The organism is Candidatus Moraniibacteriota bacterium (genome assembly GCA_028688415.1).
Lineage (GTDB): Bacteria > Patescibacteriota > Minisyncoccia > Moranbacterales > UBA1568 > UBA1568.
Map to the genome: position 1 here is coordinate 542,698 of JAQTYF010000001.1, position 25,471 is coordinate 568,168.

Here is a 25,471-nt window from a genome sequence, read left to right on the forward strand (position 1 = left end):
TATGCCTTTCATTCTTCTTATTTTTTTTGGCATTTTTGCTTCAGTCTGCGCCCTCATTCTTGAATTTTTTACACTGAGTATCTTCTCATCATTCTTGTTTCTCGAAACTGTTTTTTCTCTCAAAACATTTCTTTTCTTTCTCGTACTCGCTATCATTGAAGAAATATCAAAATACATTTTCCTCTTTCAATATAAGAAACGTACCTCTTTCGAGCATATTTCATTCTTCCGACTCATTTCTTATTCAGTATTCTTTGGAACAGGTTTTTCTCTTGTTGAATATATCCTTTCTCTTCCTTCTCTTTCTTTCATTTCCCCTATCCCTCTTGCATTTTTCCCGACATTCCTCCTCCATACCAGTCTGACTTTCTGTTTCATTTTTTTTCTCTCACGTTTTCATTCACAAGGGAAAACACTCACAAAAACGTCATTTTCTGTTCTTTTCGGTACCATTATCATTCATTTTCTCTACAATGTTTTTGTCTTTCTCCATTGAAATCCTCTGTTCTTCTTCAAACATTCTTTCTTGCAGATATTGGAGAAATCCTCTATACTGGAGATAATACTATTAAACTTTTTAAAGTTATTCTTTATGACAAAACAAAAAAGTTCTTTCTTCGAAAGACTGACTGGTGCAAAAAATATACAGGGTGATGAATATGGTGAACCACTTCCTGTATACACCGAAGAAAGGGAAGAAATTATTACCATGAGAGAGCCTTCTCCCGCTTTTGCTATACGCAACGAAGAATCATGGGAGCCTACCACACGTGAAGAAGTAGGCGAAAATGATAATGCTGAAGGACAACTCACTATCGATGTCTATCAGACCGAAAACGATATCGTCATCAAATCTACTATCGCCGGTGTCAAACCAGAAGACCTCGATGTTTCTATCAATAATGATATGGTGACCATCAAAGGTGAGCGTAAAAATGAAGAAGATGTAGAAAATGGAAACTATTATTACCAGGAATGTTATTGGGGATCATTTTCTCGTTCTGTATTATTGCCTGTTGATGTCCTTCCAGAAAAAGTCGATGCCGCACTCAAAAATGGCATCCTCACCATTCGCTTACCAAAAGCCGATACGACAAAAACTAAAAAAATTCAAGTACGGGGTTTCTAATCCATTCGTATGGATGGAGTACGTTTTTCCACGACTGATTCCATCCTCTTGGGATCAGTTTTGTTTTTTATGCAAATATATATCTACCCCATCTCCTCTATTCCTTTCCGAAAGACACTTTCTGTCGTCTTGTTTTCTGGTATGATATTCTTCGCACCACAACAAGTATCAGCAATCACTCCTGATACGCTTACTGTACAGGCTGCTGATTATTCTGAAACAATCGACGCGTCCGCTCTCACAGCACTTCTCCATCTCGAGACACATCTCACCTATTTCCCTTCGTATACATCTGAGATAGAAGACACATCCTTCTGTCCTACCGAAGATTTCTTTTGTCAGTTTTCTCTCTCTCGTGCATTTTCTCACCATCTCAAGACAGAAACTACTTATACTCCTGATACCGAAGCTTTGAAGAGATTTATCGCCCATCTGAGAGAAAAAGTAAATCAGGATCCTGTTGATGTGCGATTCACTGTCTCTGATGGACAAGTCATCGTAGCTGAATCAGAACGTACTGGACGACATTTGAATGAAGAAAAAAGTCTCATTCTTCTAAGAAACGCTCTCCAAAATACAACGAAAAAATCTGTCACAGTAACACTCGAGACTACTATCACGGAACCCAAACTCGTCGCTACTGATCGTGAACGACTTGGACTCAAAGAACTGGTAGGAGAAGGAACAACCAATTTTTCAGGGTCTACCAAAAATCGTATTTATAATATCAAACGTGCGCTCGAACAATTCCAGAATATCGTTATCGCACCGAACGAAGAGTTTTCTTTTATCAAATATCTCGGTGAAGTCGACGGTGAACATGGATATCTCCCAGAGCTCGTTATCAAAAACAATCAAACGACACCAGAATTTGGTGGTGGCATCTGTCAGGTATCAAGTACTGTTTTCCGTACCGCCATCTACAGCGGTATGAAAATAACCGCTCGTCGCAATCACGCCTATCCCGTACACTATTATGCTCCCTACGGTATGGATGCTACTGTCTATATTCCCAAACCAGATCTGACTTTCGTCAACAATACGCCTGGTGCCATACTCGTTCAATCTTCCATCGAAGGAACGAAACTCACCTTTCGTTTCTATGGTACCAATGATAAGAGAAACGTTGTAGTTGACGGTCCTCATATCCTTGAGCACAATCCTGACGGAAGCATGAAAACCGTTTTTACCCAAGAAGTAAATACTGCTGAAGGAGAGAATTTTATTCGTGATAGTTTTTGGAGCAATTACAAATCTCCAAGTCTCTATCCTTTGCCAGGACAAGAACAGGTGCTTGTTACCAAGCCAAATGGATGGTCAGAGAGAGAATGGACAGCCTACAAGAAAATACATCCTTAAATAACTTTTAACCATTCTTTTTCATTGACGAGCCTCCCATATTCTGATACGATGGCAATGCGTTTCTTTTTATCATAAACGCTTTTTGTTTCGTTGGGCGCATAGCTCAGTTGGTAGAGCAGTGGCCTCTTAAGCCAACGGTCGCAGGTTCGATCCCTGCTGCGCCCACACAAAGAGACAAGTGTCGTGTTCCCGGGCCTCGCTCCGGTAGCTCAGTGGATAGAGCAGTAGCCTTCTAAGCTATTGGTCGCTGGTTCGATTCCAGCCCGGAGCACACAATTACATCAAAAAATGAATAAAGGGGTGGCCATCGTTCAATGGCAGGTCCGCCAGTTGGCGGATTGTGGTACAAAATTTAAAAAGTGAATAAAGGGGTGGCCATCGTTCAATGGCAGGACAATGGTTTGTGGTACCATGAATCAGGGTTCGATTCCCTGTGGCCACCCCTTTGAACACTTTTTAACAAATTCTCGGATCAGGGTTCCTTGTGTTCCATAGACCTTTTTTCTTTTCTTATCCACTCCCATTTTTGGGAGTTTTTTGTTTTTTTCGAGCATCTTTTCTCGTCCAAAAACACTCCTTTCTTCTCTCTGTAGAGCTTTTTTCCATGTATTGACAAAACACATAAAATGTGCTATTATAAACGGTTGCATTGATCTGATTTTTTATTTCTCAATCTATGTACACTTCTCTTCAGACATCTCCAGTAAATACACAAACTCTTGATCAAGCAGTTGATACGCTTCTTTCACGTATCGAAAAATCAGAAGAGGAAACCCCTACTCTTCAAATATTTGATCAAACAGCCTTTGAAGCGGTGCTTCTCCTGGCACAACAGGAAAATGCTTCTGATATTCATTTTTCTGGAAATAACCGTATAGCAATTCGAGTCAACGGATCTCTCGTTTTCTTGAATTATGATACGATTGATCCAAAAATAGCAGAAGAAATCATTCTTAGCCTCATATCAGATACTGCCGTTCGTGATCAATTTCTTCTTGAAAAAGAACACGACTTCTGCTTTACACACAAAAATGGAGTGAGTTACCGTTGTAATGCATACTATAAAAATGGGTATCCTTCGATTTCTATGCGTTGTATCAGTGGCAATGTGCCATCACTTGATCAGATCGGAGCACCTCAAAAGATAAAAAGTCTCATTCAGAAAAAACAAGGACTCATATTCATCTGTGGTCCTACTGGCCAAGGAAAGACAACAACGATGGCTGCGATGATAAACGAGATGAACAAGACACGAAGTGAGCATATACTGACACTCGAAGATCCTATTGAATATGTTTTCGAGAGTGAGAAATGTATGATCTCTCAACGTGAATTACATACCGATACTCTCTCATTCGACAAATCTCTCCGAGCAGCGATGCGACAAGATCCAGACATCATCGTCATCGGTGAAGTACGTGATCGAGAAACCGCGGAAGCAGTATTCAAACTCGTAGCTACGGGCCACCTCGTCATCAGTACGGTTCACTCTACGAACACTGCTCAGACACTTTATCGTATCGTCCGCATGTTCACACCAGGAGAACGAGACCTCGTATTGTCTCAAATGGCAGATTCTCTGCTTGGTATATTGAATCAGCGTCTCATCCCGACAATCGATGGTAATCGCACGGCAATATTCGAACTCCTCCTTGCGAACTGGGCTTCACGCAATGCTATTCGCAATGGAGATATAGCACAACTCGAAAATACTATTGCCTCATCTGCCGATGAAGGAATGCTCACTTTCGAACAATCGCTCTCAGCACTCATTCGAGAAGGAAAAGTCAATTATTCTGATATTGCTTCTTCTCTCGAATTTGAACCGCATACTCACGTTTCTCTCTAAAAGAGAAATAATAAAATACCACACTCCTTTCCGGGTGTGGTATTTTTGTAACGATGATTCCCTCAACAAAACTATTGCACAATCTCGTATGTCAGATTGACATGTACCGTATCAGATTGTGTACCTGGTTCGATAATCGGTGATGCAAAAGACTTTGCTTCCATCACACCATTTCCTCCTGCACCATAACGAGGAGTATCAAGAGGAGAAGTGGGTATATCCTCATAAAGAGAAACAAGTTTCCCGACACGGAAATCGCCTGCGAGAGCAGTATCCTTGGCTTTTTTCTGAGCCTTTTTGATAGCTTCTGTACGAGCCACTTGACGTGCCTCAGTAGTATCGTCCACCGTAAAACTCACACCAGAAACAGTATTAGCACCACTACCGACGACACCAGACAAAATATCTCCCAAGGATTCAAAGTCTCGCACCTTGATATCAAGTGACTGTGTCAGAGTATATCCAACAATCATCGGTGGAGGACAGATATTTTTTCCGTTGCAATCAGCATAGCTATAGCGAGGATTGAGAGTATACTGACTCGTCTGCAAATCTTTTTTCTCTACACCTCGCTCTCCGAGAAACGTGTTGATCGTGTTCATTTTCTCTGTATTCTGTTTTTGAATAGCAGCAATATTTTTGTCACCCTCAGTGACAACACTCACGGTAAACGTTGCAATATCATTCGCTGTTTCCATCTTTGCTTCACCGTCGACAGAAAAAGTCTTGGTTGGGAATGTCTGATCAACTGATCGAGCATACTGATAGACATACGCTACTGCCGAAAATGCAATTACGAGAAAGGCGATATTCTTTGCTTGTTTGATAAAATCTTCTGACATAAGAAAATAATTACGGATATAGATGAAGTATATCATATATCTGCAAACGAAAAAACCACTCGAAGTGGTTTTAAACTGTTCATTTGTGCGCTCGGCCCGCTTCGACCGATATCTCATCGAGGCGAGAGGGGATCTCCTTCGACTAAACTTTTGAGGAGAATGGAATCGGTCACAGATAACTTATTCGCCGACGCTCATAAATTTCCGCGACCCCAGCTCGTGGTTTCGTGTACTCACGAAACATCACTCCGCTTTTCTCTCCCCTACGCAAGCCAAGCAGTTGGCTTGCTCCGAGCGACTATTCACTTTGTTCATTTGTGCGCTCGGAGGGGATCTCCTTCGACTAAACTTTTGTCGACACAAAAGTTTGTCTAGGCACCGTCTCACGATTTTGTCTGCTGACAAAATATCGTTCTGACGTTCGATCCCCTACGCAAGCCAAGCAGTTGGCTTGCTCCGAGCGACTATTCACTTTGTTCATTTGTGCGCTCGGAGGGGATCGAACCCCCGACCCTCTGGTTCGAAGCCAGATGCTCTAATCCACTGAGCTACGAGCGCATATAATTCATACTTTAATTGTCCCGAGAGACTCCTTCTTCCATCCTCTCATCCACTGATCCGTCTTCGCCAGCTGGCGGATGGAACGGAACAAGCGCATATAGGAGAGAATACAAGAGTAACCGTACCGCAAAAAGGATACAAAGTCAATCAAATAAAAAATACTCTCTTTTTATTTGTTGTAATGTACAATAAATTCACTGGGGTTTTCCCACCATTCTGGACGAGTACGCCTCTCACCTTCCTTCCAATATCCTGGTAAAACCTCCTTCTTCCATGGACCTGTATAAATAGCAAAATGGAGATGAGCCTTCCAGAAACCATTTTCTGGAGTAAAGCTTTCTCCAATGAAACCAAGCGGCTCACCAATTTCTACCTTGTCATCGATGCGTTTGAAACACGCTCCCAAATGAGCATACACAGAATAAAATACTCTCCTCGTTCTTGGTTGTTTATGTCGAATGATGAGAATATTTCCCCAATTTCCTTTTTCTGCTATTCCTGGATGGAGTGCAGCGTATACTACTTTGCCTCTCCCACAAGCACGCACATCAGTACCTGCCGGAGCTTCACAGTCTTCTCCGAGATGTATCCCCCACAGCACTCCATCATAGACAGAACGTTTTCCAAACGGCACACCGTTGACAGCATACTGATCTATAGGAAATACCAAAGATGGAGTAACGAGATGTGCCATAGTATATACTTTATTATGCACATTTTATCATGAAAACCACCTCTCGTCAATAATCACTTCCCCAATACAAGCCAAAAAAATAATAAATATTTTCCCTTAATCATTTTCTCGTGTGACTCTATAACGCGTCCATGCAAATCGAACGGTAATAAAAACGCTTACACAAAAAAGAAAGAAGAAGCACAAGAGAGACCAATCTGCTATCGAAAGACCAAAAATCGTGAAATCTCGCGAAACACAACTCCCGATACCTCCCAAGGCCAACATAACAGAATCAAAAAAGGAACCAAAAGGAACCACACATTTCGTTGCATCAGTCACAATGGAATACTGCTGTAACCACACTTGTCGTCCAGCGATTGCACCTCCGATAAGGGAAAGAAACATCATCAAAATACCGGAGAAATAAACACTTCTCTTTCTTGGCCAACCAAAAGAAGCGATAAGAGCAACAAGACCGATGAAAAAATAAAAAAAACGCTGCAAAATACACAGAGGACAAGGAACCTGCGAAACAAAATATTGCAAGAAGAATGCAGACAAAAGCAAACCTCCACAAAAAAGAGCTACAAGACGGAAGATGGTTCTATTGTCAATTTGAAAAATATTCATCATTTCTTCCTTCAAAAAAGTATTGTTTTTTATTGTTTTGGCATTTTGAGAACATCGATCACTTTTCCATTGATCACAAAATTGTCCTCAGGTGTGAGAAAAATAGGCTTATGTGCTTTATCTGTCGATTCTGGGAGGAGAGCAATTGTCTTTCCATCGACAGAACGATAGGTCTTGACGGTTGCGAGACCATCGATGACGACCAAAACCCTGTCCCCATTATGATACTCTTTTGTCTGTGCGTCTACAAGAATGAAATCGCCACTCTGAATAGTTTTCCCATTCACTTTTGCTTTGTTCATCGATGTTCCTGATATTTGTACCGCAAAAACATTTCTATCCTTGACGAGACGCTTCGAAACACGCATATAGCCCTCGATATACTGATCAGCAAACATCGTCGCTGCACCAGCACTCGATGCTCCAAAAACTGGCACATTGATAAAAGTATCTGCATTCACTCCCTTGAGAAGTATTCCTCTATCCTCTGATGTGCGTTCTATATACCCCTTTTCTTCAAGAGCATTGAGATAAAGAAAAAAACTTCGAAGACTTTTCAGCTTGAGACCGAGTTTTCCTGTCTCAGTCTTGATTTCTCGTATGGTCGGCATTTCACCATTCTCTGTGAAATACGTTTTGATAGCCTGCAAGACAATTTTTTGCTTTTGTGTGAGAATTTGCATATTTTTTGTTTACAATACTTACATACACTATGATACACTATCTCTCATCATCTTGTCAACCTGTTACATAATAATAAAAATACTCCCTTTTGAGAGCATTTTCATACACTATTCTATTTTACCAAAGTGTTGTCTCTTTCCAATTGAAATCACAATAACGTGTACCAGAAACACCGTTACAGTCGAGATTCACTGTTCCTCCACTACCATTATGACAATAAAGTTCTTGAGGAGAAGTTCCGCTTACAGTATTATGAGAACACACACCCGCTTGTTGCACACCACAATTGACTGTTTCATCACAGAGCACTTGTGCTGTCGTAAATACCGTCGGCAGAGGGAGGCTCGACTGAAACGTAATCCTTTCTCGTAATGTATCTCGTGTACCCAATGCTGAAGTAGACTTCACGACAAATACCGATGAAGAAGATCCTGTGGCCGGTTGTCGATTGATATCATTATCCAGAAGGTCTATGGCACTATCAGGAGTATCAGTAGCCTGCCACAATCCAGAAACAGAGATGTCTCCATTTCCTGAGCAATTTCCGATACCATAACACGCATAGAGAGTGACTGATGCGTTCGAAAAAGTCTGATTCGTACGAGTCACTCCATTTCCATCACACGGTGTCGAACAGATATTCAATACTTTTGGTTGACACGTCTGACTAGCACTGTCATATCCATAACCCGCATTACAAGAAAACTCGCAGACGACACCTGGTCTGTTTATTTCTGAAAAAACAGTGTCTCCGAATGCGATATCGCCTGGATAGAAAGAAGCATTTGTAGGAGGATTTCCGTTACAATATGCTACCGTGACTCCTACAGGACGTCTATCAGAAGGAAATCCCATTGAATCAAAACACCTCAAATAGAATGTTGTGTCTCTATCAACATATACCGTATCAGAACCTGCTAGGTTTGATCCAGATGTAGGTTTTACAGTCGGAATAAGTCCCCATCCTGCAACTTGTGGATCATTATTGTTTGAGTCAAGGGCTGCACCTTCACAATGCCCCCCCACAATGTTTGGATTTCCATTCGGCCACACACTCCAAGAGAGTAACACATTGCCAGGACCATTAATCTCGATGTCATTTCCAAGATATGATGATCCTTCCGGAGCGCCATCAAAATAAACAATTGGTTTGGGAGTCGCCTCTCTACAAACAGGACTATCGACACCTACAGGGTTTCCAGCACCAAGACATGTCCATCGGTACTCGCCCATGACATCAGCTGGATCTTCGGAACGGATACCTGATGAACATCCATGACTTTCTGGGTAACCAGCATTGTATCCCCCAGGATGACAGACTCCGTCTTTTGTGCCCAATCTCGCATCGTGACAGGACACTCCTATACTCGATGTGGGTGCGCTAAATCCCGTACTGTTCCATGCGTGCATCCAGAACCTATACTGTCCGTCGAGAAATTGACCATTGATACGATAGGAGAGTTTTCCTGCCGGATCTCCTGAGGCATGAATCCCTACTGGTGCTCCATCGTCGACAGCTCCGTTGCCGATTTGCATATCTGATCTATTTGCTGATGCTGGATATCTCACACGAAGAGGATAATTGATAGCTCCCTGTGATTCATACCATGAAACATCCATCCAGTATGATCCGGTGTTCATATTCGGTGTACACCGTACACTCACATTTGTCGGCGGACTCAGAGGCTTGGTTTCAGTACATTGTGCGTTTGTTCCTCCTCCTATGCCATTACACGACCATTGCCATTCTGTACCTGTCTCGCTCGGAGAAGCAGAATTTCCAGTAGTACAATTGTTATGAGTAGTCGCACAAGCACCATTAATAACAGATGTAACAGTATATGAAAGAGAGTGACTCTTATCTTGAACACCACTTATCCACTGACCAGAAGCGTGATAATAATTAGACCAAGCCCATAATCCAAGAGAGTATGTCCCGGGCACAGACTCGGCAGTCTTTGTGACAATAGCAGATTCAGAAAACCACGGCCTAGGCGTGCCCGTACTAATCCCCCTCCAAAGATACGGAGGCAAGGGAGCATTTACAACAAAAAACTCTTTCACATACCACCATCCTTGATTTGCATCTGCCTTCAGACTTATTTTTATAGTTTCACCAGGTAAATAAATATCCTTATCTGTATATGCTGTGAACGATGCATATCTATGTGGATCATCGATATTACCAGTCAGTGAAAATTGTATCGAAGATGCATAAACAACTTCCTTTTGAAAAATAAGTCCCAAAAATATAAGACATACGGACATCAAAAATTTTATTACAATGCACCTCATATTTTTTTATTGGAACTTCTCATAACTGCGGCTTTAACTCATCAGGAATAGGTATTTGAATTTGCACTTCTTTGGCAACAAACTCTGGCTGATTTTTTATATTCTCCTGTGATGTCACCACTACTGTATTTCCAAGAGAGATCTCTATGAAAGGTACGGGTACTGAACCGGTCTCAGTAGCTCTGAGTACCTGAGTATTCTCATTTATAGTCACCGTATAATCATTTATGGCTGGTTCTCGAGAAAAAGGATCTCCAATTATTGATTCAGAATGTATTACAATACGATTTCCTTCTACAGAATTCACAGTGCCTGCTATGAAACGAATATCGTCTAATTCTGTGTTGACAAATTCCCACAACCTACTCCCTTCAACAAGTTTTCGGGCGGCATGAAAACCAGCCTGATATGCAGGACTGTTTGTATCAATATTTGATTGAGAACTGTTTTTCAACGAATAAAAACGAACAGAAAGTAGACTGCCAGACACACAGCCGAGAAAAAACAAAACAATACCCAAAAGAATAAATATTTTCCAAGACATATTTTTCTTTTTACGCTTTTAATTTTGCTTCTATTGTACTCCTACCTAATAAAATTGCCAAATGTTTTTTCTTTATAAAAAAAATCAAGGAACTTACTAGAAATTCCTCGACTTCGATTTTCTTACTACTTTTACTAGAAAAGATTTTTTTTCTACTCCTTTATTGAAGCATTGATAGTGATCAATGCATCTTGCGTACTTTCAAATACTCGTTCATTATCATGCAATATCACAAACCATTTTTCCTTTTTGAGAGAATCATTAATAAGGCTTCCTACTGCTGTGATATAAACCTTCTTCCCCTTTGCTTCAAAAATATCGATTATCTCTTTGAGACCGGTCACGCCATCCATATCCATAAAAAACAGATTGCGCAGACTAAGTACTGCGAACTGCGCTCCGCCATTCATTGCTTCCACTGTATTGATATGCGATTGAATATTGACATAGGTGAGCTGTCCTGCAAATCGATAAACAATCACATCACCATGATCTTTGATTTTGATTATTTTTGCAGCATTTACTCGTTTAATAATTTTTTTATCCTTATTAATGGTAATTTCTGCTTCAGATTTCGATGTCTTGTCAACAAAGATAAGAAGGGCAACAGCAGAACCGATCAAAAGCCCAGCCATCGGATCCATCACGATAGTGACGAGAGCAACCAGCATCGAGACAAAAAGAGCTGACTTATCGTTATTATAAATATGGATATAGTGTTTCTTCTCGACCATCTGGATTGCCACAAATACGAGTACAGAACCAATCACTGGAAGAGGAAGAAAGGTAAAAACCGAGAGAAACAATATCGAGATAAGCAGAACGAAAATACTATTAATAGTTGCTGACATCTGATCATTGGCACCACTCTTGATATTGAGAGCGGTGCGCGCGAGAGCAGCTGTCGCCGGGATACCTCCGAATACACCCGATGCGACATTAGCGAGACCGACACCAAGCACTTCTTTTCGTACATTGTGTTTTGTCTTGGTCATACCATCTGCGACTTTGGCAGAGAGAAGTGTCTCGAGAATAGCGACAAGACTGATAGCAAGGGCCCCGACGATCACATCTTCATTGATCACAAAAGATATCTTTGGTATAGACCAGAGACTTCCAGAAATATCACCGAACTTCGTAAACAACGTCTGAAAATGAATATTAAAAAGCATACTTTTCTGAGAAAGATACCCAAGGAAGATACCTACTGGAGCAAGTACGATCACGCCTGGTATGGTAGGATAAAACTTCTTCCACACAAACAAGAATGTGAGACCGACAGAGAACAAAATAAGTGCACTCATCTGGAACGCGTCGATATGAAGCAATGTTTCATGAATATTTTCGATCAGTTTTTCATGAGAAACAAGGTTCTCCAGTCCCAAAGCAAAATTCAACTGCCCGAGTCCAATAATAAACGCTACGCCAAGAGTAAATCCATGTACAACGTTAGAAGGAACGAAAATGATGTACCGTTCCCAATGAAAAAGAAAAACAAGAAGAATAAATACTCCGGAAAGGATAGCCATAAACGGTAAAATAGTGATACCATACGTCATTCCATATACAATCAAGAGACCAGACAATGCTCCTGTTGGTCCGACGATATTGAATCTGCTCCCTCCGAAGAAAGAAGCAACGAGACCCGCCCAAATAGCCGTAATCACCCCCATAAGTGGTGTCGCCCCTGCCGCTACCGCGAGTGAGATAGAAAGTGGTACGGAAACAAAAGAAACAGTGAGACCCGATTTCCAATTTTGTTCAATTCTCTCTCGTATACTCATTTTTTTTCTATTCATAGAGAAAAAGTATTAAAAAAAATAAAACGGAGAAATATATATCTCTCCCCTTCCTTTATTTGAACAGTATAACGTCCTCAATTATACTCTCGCTCTATTCTTTGTCAATCGTATCTTGAGACAGTCTGTGTGATCATCCTAATACCTCTCCTGTCCAATTCTCACTAATACTTGCAGTACCGTCTTTATGAAAAACAATGTACGAAGCATCGAAAGTTTTGACAAGAAGCTCATAATTCTCAACTGGAGCAAAAAACAACCCAGAGGTCATACAATCAGCTGAAAAAGCACTTGATGCTACTGCTGTACAGCCAATGATATCGTCTACAGACTTCTTCTCTCGAACATCGATCAGATGATGCCATTTCCCGAAACGACGGCGAAAGACATCCGATACTGCTATCCCTTGATTCCCGAGATGGACGATACTTGCTGCGGTATCTGGTTTCCCTGGATATTCCACTGCTATTCGGAAAGGACTACCGTCAGCCTTTGTTGTTGCTACCATATCTCCACCACCTTCGACGAGAAAATATTCGTATCCGGCATGACGGAGAATCGAAGCAACACCATCAATACAGTACCCCTTCCCTATACCTCCCAAATCAAAAGCAATCGGTCCATCAATACTCAGATTCTTCTCCACAAGCGACCAATGAGGAATACCACTTCCTTCTTTCCTTTTTAGAGGAGTAAATCCTTTTTTGGTACCATAACCAGCATCTTCAAGCAGTGTTGCTACAGCAGGATCATATCTGCTATTCGAGAGCATACGGAGACGATCCGCTGTTTTGAGAAGCAATAAAAAATCAGAGGAAAGCGTATACTCACCTGCCTCTGATTCTCGAAAAGCATTGACTTCAGACTGTGGGAGAAATCGAGAGAAACGTTTCTCGAAAGTTTCCGTATAGTTCAAAATATCATTCTTCACTTCGGGACGAACAACATCTCCATCTATCATTACAGACCATCCTGTGCCCAATCCAGAGAAAGAAAATGCTTCCATTACAGAAATGTGTTTAAAGTTGTGCCTTCAAGATATCAATGACGCTATTGAAAGCATCGGTAGTATATGTCGAAGTACCAATCTTATCTACAGGACCAAGATCGCTCATTTTTTGTCCCTTGATAATCTTTACCAATCCTTCGTTGAAAGCCTTCTTCTTCTCAGGAACTTTTTTGGTTTCAGCATCCAATACGAGAACATCTGTAATTACTCCTTCTTTATCGACAGTGACAACAAACTGCAGTGTGTCTTCTTTGTCTTCCGTAGCCATGTACTTCTTGATAGCAGTGAGTTTCCTCGATTCCGGAACAGTGACACCCGAAAGAGGAACAGAAGCGCTGTCATCGGTATCAATTTTCACACCGAGGATTTGCGTCGCATACCAGTAGTAAATAAAGGCACTCAACACTACAGCACACAAAATCACTATCGTACTCTTTTTTATTTGTGACATATTTTTATTTTATAACAACACATTATTTTTTATTAGTATACACTTGTTCTGAAAAAAGAGAAAATGTTCTTCATTCTTCTCTTCGAAAAATATTTCTTACGATCCGAGAAACTCGTACAGAAAAAAGAAGAGTATTGTGAGCCCACCAAAAACAATACTCCAAACGACAGTCCAAGCACCTTTCAAAACACTTTCCGATTCTTCTCTCCTACTCAGAATGAAATAGGTCAGGAGAAATGTTGCGAGAGTAATGATTCCCTTGCTCGGCCAATGATGTCCTGTGAGACTCACAAGAAATGATTTCAATGGAGCGGAAATCTCCGTGAGAATCGTCAATAATACGATGAGCCATATCGATACCGTTGTAGCACATGTCAGTGCTGTATTGTGTATTTTCATAAGAATTTCATCTCAAGAGCGGCCCGGAACCCGCTCGAAATAAGAACTCCCATTCCGGCCATCGCAAATGCGAGGAGAACAACAAGAAACGAAGTGATGAGAATAGCTTTGCGTGCTTCGAGATTTTCTCTGAGCTCATCTCGGTATCGAGAGAGGAGGCCCCAGACGAGAAATGCGAGAAAAGGAATAAAAAGAAAAATGTGCTCTTTGGTCTCAGTGATGACGATATGTGCCCACGGAAATGGCCCCGCCTTGATCACTGGTTTGACGGCAACCGCATAGTCCGTCAAATAGTGCCATCCTCCTGCTATCCAGGCGAGGACGAGAAGCACAACACCAATCAATGCAGCCTGGCGAGCCCTCTTCACGCTTGCTTCAGAAGTATTGAGCACCTCTATAAAAACCCAGAGAAATGCCAGCGCTCCTGCTTCTCCTAAAAATGCGTGCAACCCTACAAGTGTATGCATATGTTTTTTCTCAAAAATAGAGAACGTATATTTTTGACCGTTCAATATATGTTCACCTCGATAATACACCTTTTTCAGAAAAACAAAAAGAGAGATTTTGTATTACCCCTCTTTTTTATGAGAATAAAAACTGCATCACTTTTATTTTTTTATCCACGGACGAGATACACTTTGACGAAACTACTTTTGAGTTCTGATGCTTTCGCTGGCAAAGCTTCGATATTTTTTTCTTGAGCCAGTTTGAAGATAGCTTCGAGGTTCGCTCGTATCGCTTGGATTTCTCCGTCATTTGCGATTTCTTCTACTGTCTGTAGTGCGATGTTTGCTTGCGGATACGCAGATATCACGCCAACGGCATCTTTTGCATTGGCAGGATCGAGGACTTGCTCCATCAGATCATGAAAATCTACCAGCGCGATAGAAAGCATCGAGAAGCCATTTCTCTTAAACATCTCCTGGGTGATCGGTCGGATCTTCTCCAATGTCAGATGAGCGTTTTTTAGATTACCAGACTCGATTTCGGTACGGAGACCAGAGATGAGAATCGCTACCGTATCGAGGTCCCCTACGAACTCTGTATCCCCACGCAGAGCAAATGGTCTGTATGTGGCATATTTCTCCTGAAACTGTGCGAAAGATGAAACGAGAGCGTCGTAATTCTTGATCGATTCTACTCGTTTCTCTTGTCCGGTTTCGAACAATGTTTGTTTGTAAAAAGCATTCATTGTATTGAAATCCTCAACAAAGAGTTTCTTGGTCAAGAAATGACTTGCATATCCTCCGCCAAATAATATAATAAGTAGAAATAGTGAAGTACCGATAAGAGACTTTCCTGTAAATGATGCGTTGTCCTTTGACCAATCGATACGAAGTACCGTATAGAGCGGACAAAATCCTATGAGAGCTGTCACAAGAAAGACAGACGCTATGAGAGCGAGTACGATACTCCACATCGTTGCGGTCCAGAAGAATGCTCCAAGAAACAATACCTCTGCTACCATTAAACGAAATACTCTCTCCTTTGTCCCTATATTTTTTCGCATTTCCATAAAAAGAGTTTTTATTCTGAATTATTTTTTAAAGAGTACTCATCCTTACCGACCCATTCTCCATCCGCCATTCAGTGAATTTTGCTGTATATTCTCCCCTGGTATATACTGTCGCATCATACTCTTCATCGGACCTCGACGAGAGAGGACGTCATTCAGTCCTGTCATATCAAGTATCCAGCCAGAAACAATGATAGCGAGAATGAATCTGAGAACGATCATTCTCACATCTCTTTTATATGAAAAATCATATTGCTTGAGACACCAAATGCCAATTATGATACCAAAAAAAGCGATGAAAAGCGCCCACCATGGGAAGCTCGTCGTCAGCTGTTCCCATCGATATTCTCCCATCGGACCGTGCGATCGGAGAGAAAATCGCAGCAAACTGAAAAGAAATATCGAAGTCAGTATCGATGCAACCAGTCCGACAAACGTCAGTATCGATCCCAGAACAAAATACGCCTTGGGACGCATCTTGATATGATCCGTATGGATTTTTTGCATCACAGATCCTGAGAGCGTTTCTAATTCTTTTGACATACGCGTTTCATTACTATTTTAGCTCGATTGATACGAGTAGCGACGGTTCCGAGAGGGATGTGGAGTATATCACTGATTTCTTCGTATGATTTTTCTTCTATATATCGAAGTGCGAGTGGTTCCGAATAGAGTATCGGCATTTTTTCGAGGCATTTTTTGACTGTCTCAGTGATTTCCTGCTGTTCGAAATCCTCTGCGATATTCTCATCACTCGGGAAATCAATATCATCGAGAATTGGCATTTCTTTTCGATATTTCTTGATCACATTCATCGCTTCATTGTGGACGATACGATATATCCAGCTCGAGAACTTTTTCTTCGTATCAAAACTCTGAAGGTTGACGAACGCCTTGATAAAAGATTCTTGGACAATATCAAGAGACGCGTGTTCATCTCGGATCAGACTCATAGCATAGCGTAAAAGCTTTCCCTGATACCGATCAACAATCACAACGTAGAGTTCCTGATCGAGAGATCTGACTTTTTCTACAATAACTTCATCGGTGAGATTTTCGTTTTCATCCATAATGGAAGTATAACAGAACAAGAGCCATTCTCCACAAAGCCCCGATTTCTCGGGGCCGTGTAGAAAACAGACTCTCTTAACGATTCATGCCTCTGCCCATTCCCATTCCTTGGCCAGAGCCGTTACGGAGTCCAAGTCCGAGTTCCTGACGAACCTTTTGTGCTTCAGCTGTTTTTCCATCTTCAGAAAGTTCATGCACTTCGGCAAACTTCGCAAAGTTATCCTGATTGATAACACGTGTCACGTTGCCTCTTCCCTGCATCAGATCTTTCCAAGCGTTATAATCCTTGTTCTCAAACGCTCTCTCCATCGCCTCATGACGTTCAGGAGTATAGTTCGGACCTTGAACATTCACATCTCCTCTATAGGCGAGTGCTGTGGCAGATATACCTGCTACACCCAAGAAGAGTGCGAGTGCTCCGAGTCCCAGTGTTGTTTTGTTCATAGTATTCTGTATTATTTCCTTATTAAGAGAGATTTCGCGACATCTCTACTTCTACTACAATACAAGCCCCTCTTTTCTTTCATTATAAAAAATCAAATATGAACCAAAACAAAAAAACACCACTTTGGCTTATCCAAGGGTGTTTTTGCAAAAAGACATATCAAAACTTTTGAGAGAGATGGAGGGGAACTGTTGGTTCCCCTCCACTCATATAGGTCAGCTCGATTGGTTGACGGACGTTGACACCCGCCATCGAGCCTTCCTCCAGCAATTGCCCCGAAGGTTTCTACATAAGATCCAACAAACCTCATTGCATCATTCTACCCCTGTAGCTAATGCACGATTGTTTCCGGGCCCGTCAGATTAGTACCGATACTTTAACGTGGGGTCGTTTCCTCTTTCTCGTAAAAAGAAAAAAGGCTACCAGGTTTAGAACCAAGTAGCCAATCGTGTACTCTTCGACGAGTCAAATGATTTCATTTTTTGCTCGCTTTTTGCTCGCTGCTTTTTCTTCGAGATACGCTTTATTTCGCCTATCGATCTCTCTGTTTTCAGCTTCACGTTTTTTCACAGCGATTTGATATTCTTTCTCTTCATTTCTCTCATCGTCAATGACGAAGATCCATCCCAACAAACACAAGACGCTGCAGATTCCTCCCATGAATACCTTCGTTAGATCAAACCGATGGAAATCATCAGTTAGTCCTGAAAGCAGGAATGACGCTGCTACAAAACTCAAAAAAAGCAGGAAGACATACACATGAGCCCTACTTGGGGGTGGAGTGACATCTGGCAATCGTTTGATCACGTTCTTGTCTTCAAACAGTGACGCAATGAAGCCTCCTACAACCACAACCGCGACAGCTCCGGCGGTAACACAAGCGATATCTCCCAAGCTCATGCTAGAAGCGCTTCCGGCATTGCTATTCGTGGATACGCCGGTACTTTTCCCAGATCGGGATTCTCGTACACTCACAGCAGTACCACTCCTCTTACACACGGGGTCCGAGCTAGTGCCTCCTGAAGAATATCCGTAGCTTCCGCCACTACCCAAAGGGGTATTCAGTGAACTACCCGATGATAAGTCAGAACTGTGTGCATTGGAATCATTGCCAATAGCACTTTCCCTCGATACTGGGTCCCACCAGAGATTGAGGAGACCCGACTGCTGTAGCTCGTTAGTCTCTGGGTCGGTGCGGGTCATTTTTCCAGCATCATTGATGACTGGACTCCAACTCAAGCCGAGTAAGTCAGACTGCTCCTTTATGCCAGTATCAGGATTTCTCCGACTCATTCTTCCTGATTCATTCGTCACTGGACTATAGAAAAGTCCAAGCGCATCTGACTCTTCAAGAACTCCCGTTTTCGGATTTTCGCGAAACATTGACATCTCCTGTAAAGAACTCCCTTGAACTAGATTCTCAGAATAGTGCACTAAAGTCAATACCCAAGTTTGAATACCATTCTAAGTGACAAAAAACAAGGCTTGTTACAGACTCTCCTCCTAGGTCATAATTACAGCGTATTATGTTCTGAAACACTGCAATTGGACAATACTCTCAATAGCCATTTCAAACCGCTCGCGATAATCCTTATTAAACAGATTCAGTCTACTCTGGATACTTTCTCGTGTAAAAAAACAAGAAAACCCATCTTGCGACGAGTTTCAATGTCCCTCCACGGCGGATAAACCTGCCCGAAATGCTACGCCCGCCAGAAACGCTGTATCTACTGCGGGCTGGCATAACGTTGCAGATGGGCTTACAGCACTTTCCTGAAGAAAATATTGACAAAAATCAATTTTAGGTGTATACTGTATCTATTAGTGGCTTCGGCCTCCGAGGACTCATCTGTAAAGGTGGGTCCGATTTTTTTTAGAAACAGTCTTTGAGTCGCTTCAATACTTCGATGAAACTTTCTTCTGAAATTACTCCAACTTTTCTGAGGATGCGTTTAGAGCTCCATAATCGCAATTGAGAAAGATTCGCATACGATACTCCTTTTGAATGTGCAACCTTCACTATATAAGGATTTTCTTTCGCCTTTGAAGTAAGTGGAATTCCCCAAAACATCAGTCCGTTAAACTTCTTCACAAGTAACACTGGTCGTTCAAAATCATTATTCTTTCCATCAATCTCTACACCAACATTGATCCCGATTGCACACCACCACACTTCACGTTCGTGAATAAAGAGATCTCGATCAACAGATTTTTTGTCTGTTTGCTTTTTCTTTTCATTCCACTTATCAAAGTTTTTTATATATTCGATAATGTGTTTCATATTTTTGTTTACACTACTTACATATAGTATAATACAACATTTCGAGAAAAAGTGTCAAGAGAGAAAACATTTTTTGAAAAACAAGAAAACCCATCATAAGATGGGTTTCAATGTCCTGCCCGCAATGCTACGCCCGCCAGAAACGCTGTATCTACTGCGGGCTGGCATAACGTTGCAGGCGGGCCCTCCACGGCGGATAAACTTACAGTACTACTTGAAGAAATTCCCCTCCATAGGTGGACTCTATCTTGGGGTAGAGTGCGTCCAAATTATTTACAGAATTATTCTGTTCCTTAAGTGTGGAAATACCTAATTCTTAGACTTTAAACTATCCAAAACTTCCCTAAATAAACGAATTTACATACTATTGGAAATGGTGTCCTTTGATGTTTTTTTACTATCTCCATGCAGAAACTCTACAATTTTATTATACACCCTCCCAATCAAAGCCACGAATCCATATTTATTGATAAAAACTTTTTATAAGGCTGTTGTATTTATTGTTCAATTGATTTCGTGTAACAATTCTTGCATTGAATGCCTTTCTATCCTTTTCGAAAGCATTATATGCTTTTTTATACTTGGAGAAATAATCGATATAATCATCATAATTGTTCGGCGTAAGATTTTTTTCGAGTTTTTTTATCTTATTTATCATTCTGCTGATTTCTTGATCTTGACTCTCTAGGTCCCTATCCGAAGCATACAGTTCCCTGTCCATCCTTCGTATCGTAGAGAGGAGGTTGTCGATTTCTTTTTGCGTATTTACCGTATCGATGATTCCAGTATAGACAAGTCCATTTGTCTTATTCAAAACCTCAATCTTCCCGAGAGGACTTGATGCATCTTCGGTTGCATCCGTTCCGTAATCATTGAGTACAATTTCCGATGCAGCGATTCCTGACTCCTTTATGATGCTTGGTGTAGATCCGATTTTATTCCCCAAACTTGTAGTCTCCAGGAAGCAGTACCCTGAATCATAATTTGAGTATTCCTGAGGGCATTCTACTCCTACTGCTATATGTTTATCTTCAGGAAAAAGGAAAAAAGAAGTACCGAACCCTAACTCTCTCAAAAGTAAGTAGGCGAGATAGCTTTTATCCTGGCAGACGCCTTTGTTTTCATAGAGAACTTCATATGGATACGTTGGTCTTTCGCTTATGCCGTTCAATCCTGCTTCTCTATTATTAAACTTCTCGAAATCGTACGGGATAGTTTGGACGAGTGAGGTGACAAGCTCAGCCAACTGATTGTCATTGAAGTTATTCTTGTCACCAATAGCTTTTAATGATTGTGCGAGATCTTTTATGGTTGCGTCTCCATTTACTTCTCTCAGATAGGCATCATTATTCTTTTCCCACCAACCGACTGCAGACTCTCCGTTAAAGAGAGCGCCACTCGGTGATGACTGATAAAAGTTATAGTATGAATCATATAAACTCAAATCTAAAGAGTAGTTTTTCCCCTTATACTTCCACGAAAATGGAACTACTTTTTCGCCTCCTGGATCTGGTAGAATTCGTCCATCTTCACCGCTTATAAACTCGAGCCCATTCACGATCCACTGATTCCTAGCCACACGAAGCATAGATATATCGAAACCACTTCCCGTTCCACTTTGTTCTCTACCGATTGCTATATGAGCCGAAGAACCATCTACTGCTTTTTTTTGAATCTTTAAACCGTGAATCATTCCGTTCTTCTCTTCATTGATTCGGACTACCATCGTATTCACCCACTCCTCCAGATCGTTATTTGAAAATGAAGCAGAATTTGACACAACTATCACTCCGTTGGTTATTTCAGACTGAATAGTGGCGGTACTCACGAGCTGACCACCGAAATAGATTGCGAGAGTGCTGCCTACATTTTCTTTCGTTACATCACTCAATATCGCACTCCCCTCACTATCAAACTCCAACAGTATCGCCATTTCCTTATTTGAATAATCAACCTGTGCAGACTTGAGCAGTTTTCCTGTAAGCCCAGTTGGAATAAATATTTCGGCATTCTTAGCAACTTCCGAATTCTGTTTTTTAATCTCTAGAAATGAAGTATTGAAAGTCTTGAAAAGAGAGGCAACTGATTGATCAGATGTTTCACCGAAAACTTTTGTAGTAACATCAGCGTGAAGATATTTCTCCACCTCAACAACGTTTTCCGAAACGATGGCTTTCTTTATTTGGTATAAAGTATATTCTGGAGTTCCTATGATGTAAAAGATCACGGCTACAGAAATGAGCACTATAACAATAACACTGCCGAAGATTACTTGTAACAATTTTATCTTCCCTTCTCTCTCTTTGCTGACATATGTATATATGAGCGCAGATATAATAGGAATGAATATCCCTATTAAAGTCGCAATAGGGGTATTCAACTGTAAACGCTTTGCTATCTTTCTACAGTAAGAAACGCTCAATATCCATAAAGAAAGAGCTGCTAAAATAAAAAAGGATATAACATCCTTCATTTCTGGCGAAGTCACTTTCAGTAAATCTGATATTTTCGGTATGCCGATATTCCAAGAAAGTAATATTGCAACAATTGTTCCTATTGCCCAAAAAAACCACAGGAACGATTTCACTCCAGCCATTCTCTTCTTTATTATTGAGAAGATGCTAAACCCTAGAGTCAGAAGCCCAAACACTATGACAACTCTCCAGATATTTATTACTTCTACAAACGCTTTGGTTTCATCATTCAAGTTCTGAGCATTCATTAGCAAGGTTGAACAAAAGAGAAGAAACCCAACAGAAAACACAGACGCTATAATGAAGGCCTTCACAATGTCTAATTTTTTACTCCAAAGAAGTTTTACGAACTGCAACATACCAATTCTCATTATTGACTATAAGCGTATGGCGTATTCTTTCTTATGACGTCTATCTCTACGCTGACCAGAAAAAATGACCTTCAGAATCTCCTTTCTACCCCACTGACGAATAATATTTTGGTAGCATTTTGATTCCGTAACATTAGCTATCTTATTATACACCCGAAATACTTCTAAACTAGTATATATCAAATTTTCTTCCAGAAAACAAGAAAACCCGTCTTGCGACGAGTTTCAATGTCTTACAGTACTACCCGAAGAAATTCCTTTATCTTGGGGTAGAATGCGTCCAAATTATAAACAATTCATAATCTTTTGCGGTTAGTCCTTTTCGTAAGGTCTCTAGTTTTATTATGTTTCATTGCTAGAAATGCTCTCGCCTAAGCGTCGGCACTTAATTATACAATGAACGACCATAATGGTTGTGAACCTGATTTTGAGTCAGAATTCGTACACCTTTATCTCCCTAGAAAGGAGGTGATTCATCCACAGCTTCCGCTACGGATGCCTTGTTACGACTTCACCCTTATTACCAACCCTACCGTCGTCCCCGATTTAACCCGGGGCCTTCTGGTATTGCCGGCTCTCTTGGTGTGACGGGCGGTGAGTACAAGATCCGAGAACGCATTCACCGTTGCGTGGCTGATCAACGATTACTAGTGATTCCAGCTTCATGCAGGCGAGTTGCAGCCTGCAATCCGAACTGAGACCGAATTTTTGGGATTAGCTCCATCTCGCGATTTGGCAACCCTTTATTCCGGCCATTGTAGCACGTGTGTCGCCCAAGGTGTCAAAGGGCCATGCTGATTTGACGTCATCCCCGCCTTCCTCCCTCTCACCTGATCACAAACAAAATTGTTTCTGAACAAATGAGAGGGCAGTCTGAAGTGACATATATAACACTTCACAGGGGTTGCGCTCGTTTCCCGACTGAACGGAACATCTTACGACACGAGCTGACGACAACCATGCAGCACCTGGTCTAGCACCCTCGAAGGACATCCCATTTCTGGGCTCTGCAGCTAGATTTCAAACCTTGGTGAGGTGCCTCGCTTACTGTCGAATTAAACCACATGCTCCACCACTTGTGCGGATCCCCGTCTATTCCTTTGAGTTTTAATCTTGCGATCGTACTTCCCAGGCGGCATACTTAACGCGTTAGCTCCGGCACAGAAAGGGTCGATTCTCCCTGCACCTAGTATGCATCGTTTAGGGCGTGGACTACTAGGGTATCTAATCCTATTCGCTCCCCACGCTTTCGCAGCTCAGTGTCAGATATGTGCCAATCAGTTGCCTTCGCCTTGGGTGTTCTTTATGATATCAACGCATTTCACTACTACACCATAAATTCCACTGATCTCTCACATCCTCTAGACATGCCGTTTCGAACGCCTGTTCGGGGTTGAGCCCCGAGATTTAACGCCCGACTAACATATCCACCTACCTGCCCTTTACGCCCAATAAATCCGGATAACGCTTGAGGTCTCTGTATTACCGCTACTGCTGGCACAGAGTTAGTAACCTCTTATTCTTCAGGTACTCTCATCGAAATTGCTCCCTGAAAAAAGCGGTTTACAACCCGAAGGCCTTCATCCCGCACGCGGCGTCGCTCCATCAGACTTTCGTCCATTGTGGAATATTCTCGACTGCAGCCACCCGTAGGTGTTTGGACAGTGTCTCAGTTCCAATGTTGGGGGCCGTGCTCTCACACCCCCTACCCGTCATAGCCTTGGTGAGCTATTACCTCACCAACAAGCTGATAGGACATAGGCTTCTCCTAAAGCGATAAATCTTTACTCCGTAGAGCATATCGTGTATTGTTCCAAATTTCTCTGGATTATCCACGACTTTAGGGAAAATTCCTATGTTATCCGAACCCGTTTGCCGAGGGTCTAAACCCTCTCGACTTGCATGCCTTATCCACGCCGCCAGCGTTCATCCTGAGCCAGGATCAAACTCTCAATAAGAAAATTCAATCCAATTCTACCCGAAGGTAGAAAAAAAATTCAATTTAGTTGATAGCATCACTGCTATCGAATAGAGATTCTTCCGTGTAATTCACCACGCGATTTACCGAAGTAAATTTTGCGTGGCTTCTTACAATTATTTTCTCTCTTCTGAGAATTGAATCTCTGAAGAAAAGAAAACAAGGACTAACCACAAAAAATTGTGACTATATTGTTTATTGTTTTGTTTTACTTCCTTCACGAGGGTAAATGAAGTAAAACTCTTTGGCTCAATTGTTAAAGAAAATTTCACCCGTTTTATCATTGAGATCTACTCAATAAAAAAGTCAGCCCGAGGCTGATCCGCCAACTGGCGGAAAAAACAAAGAGAAACAAAAGCAAACTTGAGCGTTTATCTCATAGGTTGCTTCACCAGTATAGCAACTTTTCAGGGTGTGTCAAGCCCCTGTCTTAGAGAAAGAGTTTACAGCATTTTTTCAACGGATTATATTTGAAAAAACCCTATTATAAAGCAAAAAACCTATTTCAAACGATTGTTGATAAACAGGAGTGAAAGGAGTGGCACAGCCATCCAGAAAATAAGTGCGATTGGTGAAGCAAAATAACTAAATGCCGTAGCAGAAATAAAGCCGAGAGCAACCTTATGTGGGAGAAAGGATAGTATCACACTGACGATCATCCCAGTCACAAGGATACTCGTCACAATAAGTCTCCAGAAAAAATCTGTTCCGACGTTGGAAAGATGTAGGTCAAAAAGACGTTTATCAATGGCGGTAAGAAAAATAAGAAGCGCGAGAAAAACTCCCGCTTTCATATAGACGGATGGTGAGAAAAAACTTTCTGGAAGCACACCGACAAAAGCGAGTGAGATATACACATTGATCAGTATATTGATCAGCTTGAATCGTCCAAAGACAAACCCGAGTGTCAGACTAAGACCGATAAAAGCAAACAGGAGAGAAACATCTCCTGCGATATTTTTTGGGAGTTGAAATGACGTCAAGAAATCAAAAAATTGTGACATAGGGAGTATTTTCTCACGAATCATTATCGTCTCAAGTGTACCCCGAGAGCAAGTCGCTGTCAAAAAGAAAAATACCTCTAGCTTCACAAAAAACCACTTTT

The 25,471-nt window shown here is 41.4% G+C and carries 23 protein-coding genes, 4 tRNA genes and 1 rRNA gene; 7 read left to right on the forward strand and 21 right to left on the reverse strand.

Going from position 1 to position 25,471, the window contains the following annotated elements:
• Position 1 precedes the first annotated feature (1 nt).
• From PHH40_02630 to PHH40_02660, 7 genes are all read left to right on the forward strand, one after another.
• Positions 2-496, forward strand: a complete 495-nt coding sequence (locus tag PHH40_02630; protein MDD2766640.1) for a hypothetical protein — start codon at positions 2-4, stop codon at positions 494-496.
• A gap of 96 nt (positions 497-592) precedes the next feature.
• Positions 593-1,129, forward strand: a complete 537-nt coding sequence (locus tag PHH40_02635) for an Hsp20/alpha crystallin family protein (protein ID MDD2766641.1) — start codon at positions 593-595, stop codon at positions 1,127-1,129.
• A gap of 9 nt (positions 1,130-1,138) precedes the next feature.
• Positions 1,139-2,488 carry a VanW family protein gene (locus PHH40_02640; GenBank protein ID MDD2766642.1) on the forward strand — a complete coding sequence of 450 codons (1,350 nt, stop codon included), beginning with the start codon at positions 1,139-1,141 and terminating at the stop codon, positions 2,486-2,488.
• A gap of 95 nt (positions 2,489-2,583) precedes the next feature.
• Positions 2,584-2,656: transfer RNA gene (locus tag PHH40_02645), tRNA-Lys, on the forward strand.
• Positions 2,657-2,689: 33 nt separating this feature from the next.
• Positions 2,690-2,762: transfer RNA gene (locus tag PHH40_02650), tRNA-Arg, on the forward strand.
• Between the two features lie 100 nt (positions 2,763-2,862).
• Positions 2,863-2,933 (forward strand) — tRNA-His (locus PHH40_02655).
• Between the two features lie 234 nt (positions 2,934-3,167).
• Positions 3,168-4,340 carry a PilT/PilU family type 4a pilus ATPase gene (locus PHH40_02660; GenBank protein ID MDD2766643.1) on the forward strand — a complete coding sequence of 391 codons (1,173 nt, stop codon included), beginning with the start codon at positions 3,168-3,170 and terminating at the stop codon, positions 4,338-4,340.
• Between the two features lie 71 nt (positions 4,341-4,411).
• Here the strand turns inward: PHH40_02660 and PHH40_02665 are convergent, their stop codons facing one another.
• From PHH40_02665 to PHH40_02765, 21 genes are all read right to left on the reverse strand, one after another.
• Positions 4,412-5,218, reverse strand: coding sequence for an SIMPL domain-containing protein (locus PHH40_02665; protein ID MDD2766644.1), 807 nt, complete (start codon positions 5,216-5,218; stop codon positions 4,412-4,414).
• A gap of 448 nt (positions 5,219-5,666) precedes the next feature.
• Positions 5,667-5,740: transfer RNA gene (locus tag PHH40_02670), tRNA-Arg, on the reverse strand.
• Positions 5,741-5,912: 172 nt separating this feature from the next.
• A complete protein-coding gene (locus tag PHH40_02675) occupies positions 5,913-6,437 on the reverse strand; it encodes a M23 family metallopeptidase (protein ID MDD2766645.1) in 525 nt (174 codons plus the stop codon).
• 96 nt (positions 6,438-6,533) lie between these two features.
• Positions 6,534-7,052: a disulfide bond formation protein B gene (locus PHH40_02680; GenBank protein ID MDD2766646.1), complete on the reverse strand. Its 519-nt coding sequence runs from the start codon at positions 7,050-7,052 to the stop codon at positions 6,534-6,536.
• A gap of 26 nt (positions 7,053-7,078) precedes the next feature.
• Entirely contained in the window at positions 7,079-7,732 is a 654-nt protein-coding gene (lexA, locus tag PHH40_02685) for a transcriptional repressor LexA (protein ID MDD2766647.1), read from the reverse strand.
• Positions 7,733-7,850: 118 nt separating this feature from the next.
• Positions 7,851-10,001 carry a hypothetical protein gene (locus PHH40_02690; GenBank protein MDD2766648.1) on the reverse strand — a complete coding sequence of 717 codons (2,151 nt, stop codon included), beginning with the start codon at positions 9,999-10,001 and terminating at the stop codon, positions 7,851-7,853.
• 46 nt (positions 10,002-10,047) lie between these two features.
• Positions 10,048-10,572 carry a hypothetical protein gene (locus tag PHH40_02695; protein MDD2766649.1) on the reverse strand — a complete coding sequence of 175 codons (525 nt, stop codon included), beginning with the start codon at positions 10,570-10,572 and terminating at the stop codon, positions 10,048-10,050.
• Positions 10,573-10,724: 152 nt separating this feature from the next.
• Positions 10,725-12,371: a SulP family inorganic anion transporter gene (locus PHH40_02700; GenBank protein MDD2766650.1), complete on the reverse strand. Its 1,647-nt coding sequence runs from the start codon at positions 12,369-12,371 to the stop codon at positions 10,725-10,727.
• 133 nt (positions 12,372-12,504) lie between these two features.
• Positions 12,505-13,377, reverse strand: coding sequence for an FAD:protein FMN transferase (locus PHH40_02705; protein MDD2766651.1), 873 nt, complete (start codon positions 13,375-13,377; stop codon positions 12,505-12,507).
• Positions 13,378-13,390: 13 nt separating this feature from the next.
• Positions 13,391-13,831 (reverse strand): FMN-binding protein, encoded by a 441-nt coding sequence (locus PHH40_02710; GenBank protein MDD2766652.1) that lies wholly within the window; start codon positions 13,829-13,831, stop codon positions 13,391-13,393.
• Between the two features lie 96 nt (positions 13,832-13,927).
• On the reverse strand, positions 13,928-14,230 hold the full coding sequence (locus tag PHH40_02715) for a hypothetical protein (GenBank protein MDD2766653.1): 303 nt from the start codon (positions 14,228-14,230) through the stop codon (positions 13,928-13,930).
• Positions 14,227-14,697, reverse strand: coding sequence for a hypothetical protein (locus PHH40_02720; protein ID MDD2766654.1), 471 nt, complete (start codon positions 14,695-14,697; stop codon positions 14,227-14,229). Before PHH40_02720 ends, PHH40_02715 begins: the two co-directional genes overlap by 4 nt.
• Before the next feature lie 149 nt (positions 14,698-14,846).
• Entirely contained in the window at positions 14,847-15,746 is a 900-nt protein-coding gene (locus PHH40_02725; GenBank protein ID MDD2766655.1) for a DUF2892 domain-containing protein, read from the reverse strand.
• A 45-nt stretch (positions 15,747-15,791) separates the two neighbouring features.
• A complete protein-coding gene (locus tag PHH40_02730; protein MDD2766656.1) occupies positions 15,792-16,289 on the reverse strand; it encodes a hypothetical protein in 498 nt (165 codons plus the stop codon).
• Entirely contained in the window at positions 16,274-16,816 is a 543-nt protein-coding gene (locus PHH40_02735) for a sigma-70 family RNA polymerase sigma factor (protein ID MDD2766657.1), read from the reverse strand. The genes PHH40_02730 and PHH40_02735 overlap by 16 nt, the downstream gene beginning before the upstream one ends.
• 76 nt (positions 16,817-16,892) lie before the next feature.
• The gene (locus PHH40_02740) at positions 16,893-17,261 is read right to left on the reverse strand and encodes a hypothetical protein (GenBank protein ID MDD2766658.1); all 369 of its coding nucleotides are present in this window, start codon (positions 17,259-17,261) and stop codon (positions 16,893-16,895) included.
• A 466-nt stretch (positions 17,262-17,727) separates the two neighbouring features.
• The gene (locus tag PHH40_02745; protein ID MDD2766659.1) at positions 17,728-18,645 is read right to left on the reverse strand and encodes a hypothetical protein; all 918 of its coding nucleotides are present in this window, start codon (positions 18,643-18,645) and stop codon (positions 17,728-17,730) included.
• Between the two features lie 490 nt (positions 18,646-19,135).
• Positions 19,136-19,543: a type II toxin-antitoxin system PemK/MazF family toxin gene (locus PHH40_02750; protein MDD2766660.1), complete on the reverse strand. Its 408-nt coding sequence runs from the start codon at positions 19,541-19,543 to the stop codon at positions 19,136-19,138.
• A 463-nt stretch (positions 19,544-20,006) separates the two neighbouring features.
• Complete coding sequence (locus PHH40_02755; protein ID MDD2766661.1) at positions 20,007-22,376, reverse strand: hypothetical protein; 2,370 nt, start codon at positions 22,374-22,376, stop codon at positions 20,007-20,009.
• Between the two features lie 473 nt (positions 22,377-22,849).
• Positions 22,850-24,346 (reverse strand): 16S ribosomal RNA (locus PHH40_02760).
• Between the two features lie 520 nt (positions 24,347-24,866).
• Positions 24,867-25,370, reverse strand: a complete 504-nt coding sequence (locus PHH40_02765) for a hypothetical protein (protein ID MDD2766662.1) — start codon at positions 25,368-25,370, stop codon at positions 24,867-24,869.
• Between the last annotated feature and the right edge of the window lie 101 nt (positions 25,371-25,471).

Excerpts from the sequence above, each read along its gene's own strand:
- PHH40_02630 (MDD2766640.1), top strand. The coding sequence starts at position 2 with ATGCCTTTCATTCTTCTTATTTTTTTTGGCATTTTTGCTTCAGTCTGC.
- PHH40_02635 (MDD2766641.1), top strand. The coding sequence starts at position 593 with ATGACAAAACAAAAAAGTTCTTTCTTCGAAAGACTGACTGGTGCAAAA.
- PHH40_02640 (MDD2766642.1), top strand. The coding sequence starts at position 1,139 with ATGGATGGAGTACGTTTTTCCACGACTGATTCCATCCTCTTGGGATCA.
- PHH40_02660 (MDD2766643.1), top strand. The coding sequence starts at position 3,168 with ATGTACACTTCTCTTCAGACATCTCCAGTAAATACACAAACTCTTGAT.
- PHH40_02665 (MDD2766644.1), bottom strand. The coding sequence starts at position 5,218 with ATGATATACTTCATCTATATCCGTAATTATTTTCTTATGTCAGAAGAT.
- PHH40_02675 (MDD2766645.1), bottom strand. The coding sequence starts at position 6,437 with ATGGCACATCTCGTTACTCCATCTTTGGTATTTCCTATAGATCAGTAT.
- PHH40_02680 (MDD2766646.1), bottom strand. The coding sequence starts at position 7,052 with ATGATGAATATTTTTCAAATTGACAATAGAACCATCTTCCGTCTTGTA.
- lexA (MDD2766647.1), bottom strand. The coding sequence starts at position 7,732 with ATGCAAATTCTCACACAAAAGCAAAAAATTGTCTTGCAGGCTATCAAA.
- PHH40_02690 (MDD2766648.1), bottom strand. The coding sequence starts at position 10,001 with ATGTCCGTATGTCTTATATTTTTGGGACTTATTTTTCAAAAGGAAGTT.
- PHH40_02695 (MDD2766649.1), bottom strand. The coding sequence starts at position 10,572 with ATGTCTTGGAAAATATTTATTCTTTTGGGTATTGTTTTGTTTTTTCTC.
- PHH40_02700 (MDD2766650.1), bottom strand. The coding sequence starts at position 12,371 with ATGAATAGAAAAAAAATGAGTATACGAGAGAGAATTGAACAAAATTGG.
- PHH40_02705 (MDD2766651.1), bottom strand. The coding sequence starts at position 13,377 with ATGGAAGCATTTTCTTTCTCTGGATTGGGCACAGGATGGTCTGTAATG.
- PHH40_02710 (MDD2766652.1), bottom strand. The coding sequence starts at position 13,831 with ATGTCACAAATAAAAAAGAGTACGATAGTGATTTTGTGTGCTGTAGTG.
- PHH40_02715 (MDD2766653.1), bottom strand. The coding sequence starts at position 14,230 with ATGAAAATACACAATACAGCACTGACATGTGCTACAACGGTATCGATA.
- PHH40_02720 (MDD2766654.1), bottom strand. The coding sequence starts at position 14,697 with ATGCATACACTTGTAGGGTTGCACGCATTTTTAGGAGAAGCAGGAGCG.
- PHH40_02725 (MDD2766655.1), bottom strand. The coding sequence starts at position 15,746 with ATGGAAATGCGAAAAAATATAGGGACAAAGGAGAGAGTATTTCGTTTA.
- PHH40_02730 (MDD2766656.1), bottom strand. The coding sequence starts at position 16,289 with ATGTCAAAAGAATTAGAAACGCTCTCAGGATCTGTGATGCAAAAAATC.
- PHH40_02735 (MDD2766657.1), bottom strand. The coding sequence starts at position 16,816 with ATGGATGAAAACGAAAATCTCACCGATGAAGTTATTGTAGAAAAAGTC.
- PHH40_02740 (MDD2766658.1), bottom strand. The coding sequence starts at position 17,261 with ATGAACAAAACAACACTGGGACTCGGAGCACTCGCACTCTTCTTGGGT.
- PHH40_02745 (MDD2766659.1), bottom strand. The coding sequence starts at position 18,645 with ATGTTTCGCGAAAATCCGAAAACGGGAGTTCTTGAAGAGTCAGATGCG.
- PHH40_02750 (MDD2766660.1), bottom strand. The coding sequence starts at position 19,543 with ATGAAACACATTATCGAATATATAAAAAACTTTGATAAGTGGAATGAA.
- PHH40_02755 (MDD2766661.1), bottom strand. The coding sequence starts at position 22,376 with ATGTTGCAGTTCGTAAAACTTCTTTGGAGTAAAAAATTAGACATTGTG.
- PHH40_02765 (MDD2766662.1), bottom strand. The coding sequence starts at position 25,370 with ATGTCACAATTTTTTGATTTCTTGACGTCATTTCAACTCCCAAAAAAT.